Genomic DNA, 7555 nt, shown 5'->3' with positions numbered 1-7555 from the left:
ATTGAATCAATAAACGGCTGGATAAAAGCTGAAATACGCTGCGATTATACCAAAGCAGACAAAATAAATTTTCCTGAATTTTTAGACAAATATGTTCAATATTTTAACAATGAGCGTCCCGCATATGCTTTAGGTTACTTAAGCCCTGTTCAATATAGAACTGAACAAGGCTTTCCTTAAGGTGGTTTTTAGATGTCTACATTGACTTGACAACTTCACTATGCTGGTGGTTTATTGGAGCTAAAGCACCAATAAAAACAGCAGCTTTCAAGAAAGCTGCTGTAACAATATACATGTTTATTTGTACTGATGGAGTACATGGTCAACTACGCCAATCACTTTTCCCGCTTTTACATATACACGAGGAACCCTCTTAGTAACAACACAGGTAAGCTCATAATTAATTGTTCCCAACATATCTGCCAGCTCTTCAATAGGTAAAATTTGATCTCCTTGATGCCCGAAAACAACAACTTCATCGCCCATTTTTACATTAGGAATTCCTGTTACATCAAGCATCAGCTGATCCATGCAAACTCGTCCAACAACAGGTGCAAAGTGTCCGTTTACCAGCATTCTTGCCCTGTTGGATAAAGAACGATTATATCCATCCGCATATCCAATGGGTACTGTTGCAATAACCCTATCCGTATCAGCCGTATAGGTTCTTCCGTAGGAAAGCTGAGAGCCAGCCTTTACATGCTTCACCAGCCCAATTGTTGTTTTCAATGTCATTAAAGGCTTAATATCAATCATACCTTGGCATTCACCAGAAGGAAGCATACCATACGTAATAATACCGGAGCGGCACATACCCAAATGTTTTTCGGGATAAGCAATGGTTGTTGCACTGTTTGCACAATGGCGAATACCAACGTCCACACCTGCCTCCTGTAATGCTTGAATCATCTTATTAAAACGAGTAAACTGCATATCCGTGAATTTAGGATTATCTCCTTGATATGCATCTGCTACAGCATGGTGCGTAAAAATACCTGTGATATGAACATTTGGCATTTTACTTACCTCAATCAATTCTTTGAGAGATTCATCAAAATTCTCATCATCTGTCTGGAATCCAACACGGGTCATGCCGGTATCCAATTTAACGTGTACATCAACAGTTACGCCTGCTTTTTCTGCTTCAATCTGCAAAGCTTTGGCATAGTCCATACCAATCAAAGCCTGTGTAATCTTATATTTGTTTAAAATATTTACGGTATCAACGGGGGTATAGCCTAAAATTAGAATTGGCTTTTCAATTCCTTCATTACGCAAGCTCATACCTTCTTCAATATTGGAAACACCAAACCAATCAAACTCTGCCTCCTGTAAAGCACGAGCTACAAAACCATCGCCGTGACCATAAGCATCGGCTTTCACAATTCCCATTACTTTTTCGCCTTTAGCTAGCTTAGAATTGATGCTTTTGATATTATGTGCCAACGCATCCATATCAATTTCAGCCCAAGTTCTTTTGATAAAATCCATTTTAGTTCCCCCTTTGTTTTCTCTCCTAATTATTTACAAAACATTTGTACCGTTAATTTATTGCCAATTTAAAACCTTATTCATTATAGTACAATCACCTAGAATTAGCAATAATCATCTAAATTTTTGTTCAATTTTACTATATTCTATGCTAAATAAACTCTTGTAAATAATTCATAAGAAGAATGAATTGCGTCGGTTCCTTTTCCGATTTTATCAGCATCCCCCACCAAAGCATACGATAATCTCTCATCCATTAATGGTAGTGTTAGATATGCGTATTCCTGTGGTTCCACACCTACTGCCCAAATAATGGCATCCGCCTGCAAAAAAAACTTTTTTCCTGCAATGGAAATAAGTACTTTTCCATCTTCCAAGGCATCTGCGCTGGTGTTTGCCATAAACTGCACTCCTTTTCCACGCAAATTTGAAAGGAGCGGCCTTGCCAATGCCCCCAAGTGCTTTCCAAAAGTAGCTTCCTTCTCAATTATTTTGATCTTACGCCCCTCTTCCTGCTGTTTAATATAAGCTGCTGTTTCCAGCCCAAAGGAGCCTCCACCAATAATTACAATCTGACCGTCTTCAGACTGTGGTGGAAGGGGTATCTTTCCTGACAGAATATCATTTGCAAAAAATCCTTTTTCACTGCCTGTAATCTCCGCTCTCGTAGGCTTGCTGCCAGTTGCAATAACCGTAAAATAAGGCTTTTTTTCCAATAAAAGTTCTTCACTGCATTTTTCTCTGAAAACAATCGCCACGCCCAAATGTTTTAACACTTCTTCCATGTAAGCAATATATTCTGAAATACCTTCTTTTTGGGGCGGTTTTGCCGCTAAATTGAATTGCCCCCCCAGAACATCTTCTTCTGTAATCAATGTTGTTATGAATCCACGCTCCGCCGCTTTTTTGGCTGCTTCCATTCCGGCAGGACCACCACCAACAACAACCACTTCCTTACGGGTTGCTATTTTTCTCCGTTGATTTTCGAAATACTCCTGTCCAGCTTCCGGGTTAAACCCACAAGCCAGCTCCTGCCCCTTTAATACACGACTAATACAACAATTACACCCTTGACATGGTAAAAATCGCTCTTTACTCTCCACACGATTTGCAAACTGAGGATCAGCCAAAAAGGCTCTTGCTGACCCCACGAAATCGCACTGATTATCTGCCAGGAGCCGCTCTGCCGTCTCACCATCATGAATTCGATTACAAGCAATAACAGGTAAAGAAACATATTTTTTCACGGCACCTGCAAAAGGAGCATATGCACCTTTTGTCACATGATATGAAATCTGGTCAATGGGAGATTCATGCCATCCCCCTGTTACTGTTACACCATCAATATATTTTTCCGCCAAACGACAGAAAGAAACCGTATCCTCTAACCCATAGCCTCCATCCACCATTTGTGCCCCGGAAACTTTTAATAGTATAGGAAAATCCCCAACCTTTTCACGGACAGTTTGAATTACCTCAAGGGGATACTCCATTCCCTTGTTGGTTCCATATCCGTATACATCCTCACGCAAATTTGTTATGGGTGATAAAAATTCCGACAATAAATATCCCGCAGATGCACTAATTTCAATGGCATCAACACCTACATTTTTGCACAAAACACCTGCCAAAGCAAAATCTTCTTTCGTACTTGTAAGCTGAATTTCATCTATTTTAATTGGTTCATTTTTAAAAATCAAAGAAGAAACCGGGGATGGTGCAACGAGGGGTCTCTCCCCGTGATCTTTTTTACTCTCGTTTCGTCCACAATGAAATAGCTGAACAATGACCTTACATCCATGCTGATGCACTCGTCGAACCAGCTCTTTAAGACTTTCAACTTCTATCTTTTTTGCTTGATGCATTCCCTTTAGTGCTCCAGCTTCATTTACAGCTAAAACCAAGGTAATTGCAGCCGCACCGCCCTTGGCTCTTTCTTCATAAAAAGCAAATTCTCTATCACTAAAGGCATTCCCTTGCCCATATCCTGTATGCATCGCCAACATAATCCAACGATTTTTCAGTTCCATTCCCCTTATTTTTAATGAAGAATACAGCATAAATTCCCATCCCTTTCTTTGATAAACACCATAGTAGGCTAACCATATAAAAAGATATTCCAAGTTTTTAGATCTTGATATGCTCCAACTTTTGTAAATTAAGTATAGCATAAATTACCTTCTTTTCGTAGGGAAAATTAAGCGCACCTAAGATATGCCTAAACATAAAAAAGGTGCTATTGCTTTAATAGCAATATCACCTGAATGAAATACTGATTCATGTAGTAATTTATTTTTTACACAGCCAATTTTAACCTTGACATAAGCCCTGGATTCTTCATAATCTGGCGGAATATAACATATCCCAAACAGGATACTGCTAAAAATTCCCCTACAGCAACTGTAAACATCCCAAAAATCAAAGGACACTCTCCTAATATATAGAGCTCAACACCAATAAATGCATTGCAAAATACCGGCCATAAACTGGCACCAAATAACGTTTTGCTATGGGTAATTCCCCAAAGGGCAGCCGCTGTACAAGCTGTTCCGAAGAAAACATCCATCATACCAAAAGGACTAAATAAGTTTGCAATAAAACACCCCAGAATTAGACCTGGTACATATCGCTTGTCGATAAAAGCCAAGAGAACCAGAACTTCAGAAATTCGCATCTGGATAAATCCAAACGATAAAGGTGCAATTGCCAGAGTCATTACGACATAAACCGCTGCAATTAATGCAGTAATAACCAATAATTTCGTGCTAACTTTGTTTTTTTCCATAAAAAAACCCCCTGTTTTTTATTCACGAGATGGTGGGACAGAGTTTCCGTCCTTCGCAAGGAACATCTCATATATTCTTTTACCTTCCAATTAGGCATTATACAGGGGTTTTGGTGAAATTGCAAGGGTTAATTCAATGGAATTGCCTGGGGATATACATATAGGAAAACTATCGTAAACTCCTTAAATCTTCTCATATCTTTTTATATTTTGGTGAACAAATGGTGTGAAATTTGGTGTAAATCAAGCAATAAACGCAATAGTTTTCATAATTGGTGTATTTTCAATCGTTGTAACGTCTCAAAAACACTGATATTACAGTATTTCTGGTATCAATTCTTTACACAAATTTTTACACCAGAATCACAAAATCAATATATAAAAAACTACTTATTCACACAAAGCATCCTTCATTTTTTCAACTGCTACAACGCTATCCATATGAGCGTATACATCCATCGTCATCGATATATCAGCATGTCCCAATAAATATTGCAAAACTTTAGGATGAACCCCTTTTTCCACCATACGAGTCGTAAAGGTATGTCTACATATATGTGGCGTAATAACAATATTCTTACGTTTTTCGGTATTATACTTATTCTGCATCGCCTGAAACCTTTGAGAAAGATTCACGGAACTTCTAACTGTTCCATTGGAAGTTAAGAATAAAAATCCAGAATACCCTTCTATCATTGGTTCAACCTTACATTGACGGTTACTTAAAATATTATTAAATGCTGTATATGCTTCATTTGAAATAAATACATCTCTGGTTCCGTTATTTGTTTTGGGTGGCGTGATCGATACGACAGACTCCACGGAATTTAAGTATTATGATGTAGATTCAAAAGGTCGTATGATTATTAAAAAGTTGTATTTAGACCCTTTTATGGATTTATGTAATAGAGAGATTAACCCTCGTACTGTCTGCTATCGTGCTTGTGTGCCAGTTTCTATGTGTGTTCATCTCCATGCTGCTATCCGTTTTGGCACTTCTCCTGTTTGTATTGGCACTTGCTATCATGGTACTGCTTGGCGAAGTCGGGGAAGGATTAAAGGCACTGCTCGCTGCCTACCTCATCAGCCCTTACGGAATACCTATGTTTGCCGCTTGGCTTGTGGGTACGGTAGACGGACTAAACGAACGGATGAAAGCCATTTGATACTATGAGGGGCGATAGCATTTGTGTGCTATCGCCCCTTGATTGCCGTATAGCAGGAGTGTCACCACAAAGCAAGGGCGGTGAAGCCGTTTATCTTGACCCTTGCCAGATGTAAAAGTAGCTTTTTACACAACAACCTCCATTAAATCCTAAAAATCATCTTACTGAAGACTGAATCGCCAAGGGAGCGTATTTCCAAACTCTTAGGCACTTTTGAAACCACAATTAAATGGACTATGTCAAGACGAAATTGGGATAAAGTCTATGTGCACGTATGCACTTGTTGCTGGGCGAAAGCTCTGCTTAAACCGGATAATAATTTATAATATTTGCTAATACTATAGTTTCTCCTAAGTTACTATAAATATGTGGCTCTGAAGCCTGAAAGCTAATAGCATCACCAGAACGGAGTATATAGCGCTGTCCATGTGTTTCAATTTGAAGTACTCCACTTTGAACAATCAGGTACTCCAATGCTCTTGATCGGTGTCCTACAGATATATAACCACAGTTAGCATCAAGTTCCATCTGAAACCATTCAAAGCTTCTTTCCGCTGAACTAGCATAGTAGCAAAGTACCCTATAGTGTCCATCTTCGCTACTCTGAGGAGACAATTGGGCCCGCTCTATGACAGCGGCAGAACTGCCAGTTGAGTCCAACAGGGCAGTGTAAGATATATCTAGAGCATTGGCAATCTTCCAGATGTTGTTGATTGTTGGATTGGAACCGCCTTTTTCCAATTGCGACAGCATGACCTTACTCAAACCTGTCTTTTCCGATAGCTGACTCAGACTCAAGTTTTTCTGCTCACGAATCCTTTTTAAATTGTCTGCAATGATTTTATCAATTTCCATAGCGCTCCTTATAAAAATATATTTTATATATTGAAAATTATATTTTTTAGTTGTAAATTTAATTTGTCGCTTTGAAGATATAATATCATATTTAGGGAGGAGATACCAGAATGAAAAAGCTGATGCAAAATATCTACGAAATAATTGGAGAGACACCAATGCTCAACCTTAGTCGTATTGTGAAGCACTATGGCGTGGAGGGACAGATTTATGCAAAACTGGAATATCTTAATCCTGGCTACAGTAAAAAAGATAGACCTGCTCTACAAATGATTCAGGAAGCTGAGGAAAGTGGCGAACTTATACCTTGGCAGACTGTTATCGAGCTAACAAGCGGCAACACAGGTACTGGTCTTTCTATTGTTTGTCAATCCAAAGGACATCCATTTATCGCTGTCATGTCAGAGGGAAATTCTATGGAGCATGCCCGTATGATGCGCGCCCTCGGCGCAGAAGTTGTATTTGTGCCACAATGTAAAGGTGCCGTAAAGGGACAAGTTTCTGGAAAGGACTTAGAGTTGGTAGAAGAACGAGCAAAGGAACTAACCGTGGAACGCAATGCCTTCCGCGCCGACCAGTTCAAGTTAGCTTCCTCCTGTCGTGCTCATTTACTTCATACTGGTGAAGAAATGTGGGAGCAAAGTGACGGGAAAATAGATGTTTTCCTAGATATGGTCGGAAGTGGCGGTACATTTGAAGGCTGTGCCGAGGCATTGAAGGCACATAATCCAGCTATCCGTTGTTATATTGTGGAACCGGAAAATGCTGCAGTCTATGCTGGGCATCCGCTCAAAGATGAAGGACGGCACAAGGTTCAGGGCTGTGGCTACGCTATGGATCTTCCAAAAATCAAGCAGGATAAAATTGATGGATTGGTACAAATCAATGATGAAGAATCCCTACAAATGGCACGCGATCTTGCACGCTTGGAGGGGTGCTTTGTTGGTATCTCCGCTGGAGCTAACGTAGCTGCTGCAATAAAACTTCTACGTTGTCCTATGTTCTTGACTTTTTTACCTGTCACAAAATCTTCTGTATATGTCTTTTGAAGCAAAGTATCACCCTTATACTTTTCGTTAGCTTGTGTCAAGACATACATAAAAAAATAATCTAATCATTTATACAGTCTTTAAAGTTCCAAACAATTTCAAGGCTATTATCGGGAAAAACCTTTATTTGTTGAATTAACTCAGCAACAAGGCTTACCTTGCCCTTGCTTTTTACGTTCAATCAATCCAATGCCTTTTTTATCATCGAG

7 protein-coding genes and 1 pseudogene are annotated in these 7555 nt (G+C 39.4%); 3 read left to right on the top strand and 5 right to left on the bottom strand.

Annotated elements, in window-relative coordinates:
- Nucleotides 1-180: IS3 family transposase (locus tag P9Q65_RS12740; protein WP_304509858.1), on the top strand; the 180-nt coding region annotated here is incomplete at its 5' end.
- A 117-nt stretch (nt 181-297) separates the two neighbouring features.
- Here P9Q65_RS12740 and alr read toward each other — a convergent pair.
- The 4 genes from alr to P9Q65_RS12720 all read right to left on the bottom strand — a co-directional run bounded on the left by alr (nt 298) and on the right by P9Q65_RS12720 (nt 5098).
- Nucleotides 298-1491, bottom strand: a complete 1194-nt coding sequence (gene alr / locus P9Q65_RS12735) for an alanine racemase (protein ID WP_304509857.1) — start codon at nt 1489-1491, stop codon at nt 298-300.
- Nucleotides 1492-1637: 146 nt separating this feature from the next.
- Nucleotides 1638-3662, bottom strand: coding sequence for an oxidoreductase (locus P9Q65_RS12730; RefSeq protein WP_304509854.1), 2025 nt, complete (start codon nt 3660-3662; stop codon nt 1638-1640).
- A gap of 125 nt (nt 3663-3787) precedes the next feature.
- The gene (locus P9Q65_RS12725; protein ID WP_304509852.1) at nt 3788-4276 is read right to left on the bottom strand and encodes a QueT transporter family protein; all 489 of its coding nucleotides are present in this window, start codon (nt 4274-4276) and stop codon (nt 3788-3790) included.
- Between the two features lie 390 nt (nt 4277-4666).
- Entirely contained in the window at nt 4667-5098 is a 432-nt protein-coding gene (locus P9Q65_RS12720) for a tyrosine-type recombinase/integrase (protein WP_304509851.1), read from the bottom strand.
- A gap of 152 nt (nt 5099-5250) precedes the next feature.
- On the opposite strand from P9Q65_RS12720, the gene P9Q65_RS12715 reads away from it, so the two are divergent.
- Nucleotides 5251-5442 (top strand): CD1845 family protein, encoded by a 192-nt coding sequence (locus P9Q65_RS12715; protein ID WP_304509850.1) that lies wholly within the window; start codon nt 5251-5253, stop codon nt 5440-5442.
- A 303-nt stretch (nt 5443-5745) separates the two neighbouring features.
- Here P9Q65_RS12715 and P9Q65_RS12710 read toward each other — a convergent pair whose 3' ends face one another.
- The gene (locus P9Q65_RS12710; RefSeq protein WP_304509849.1) at nt 5746-6297 is read right to left on the bottom strand and encodes a helix-turn-helix domain-containing protein; all 552 of its coding nucleotides are present in this window, start codon (nt 6295-6297) and stop codon (nt 5746-5748) included.
- 110 nt (nt 6298-6407) lie between these two features.
- Between P9Q65_RS12710 and P9Q65_RS12705 the strand changes: the two are divergent.
- Nucleotides 6408-7229, top strand: a pseudogene (locus tag P9Q65_RS12705) (PLP-dependent cysteine synthase family protein); the annotation flags it as partial.
- Between the last annotated feature and the right edge of the window lie 326 nt (nt 7230-7555).

This window comes from Anaerotignum sp. (assembly GCF_030625865.1).
In the GTDB taxonomy this organism is placed as follows: Bacteria; Bacillota; Clostridia; order Lachnospirales; family Anaerotignaceae; genus Chakrabartyella.
This window is presented reverse-complemented; position numbering and strand designations above follow the sequence as displayed.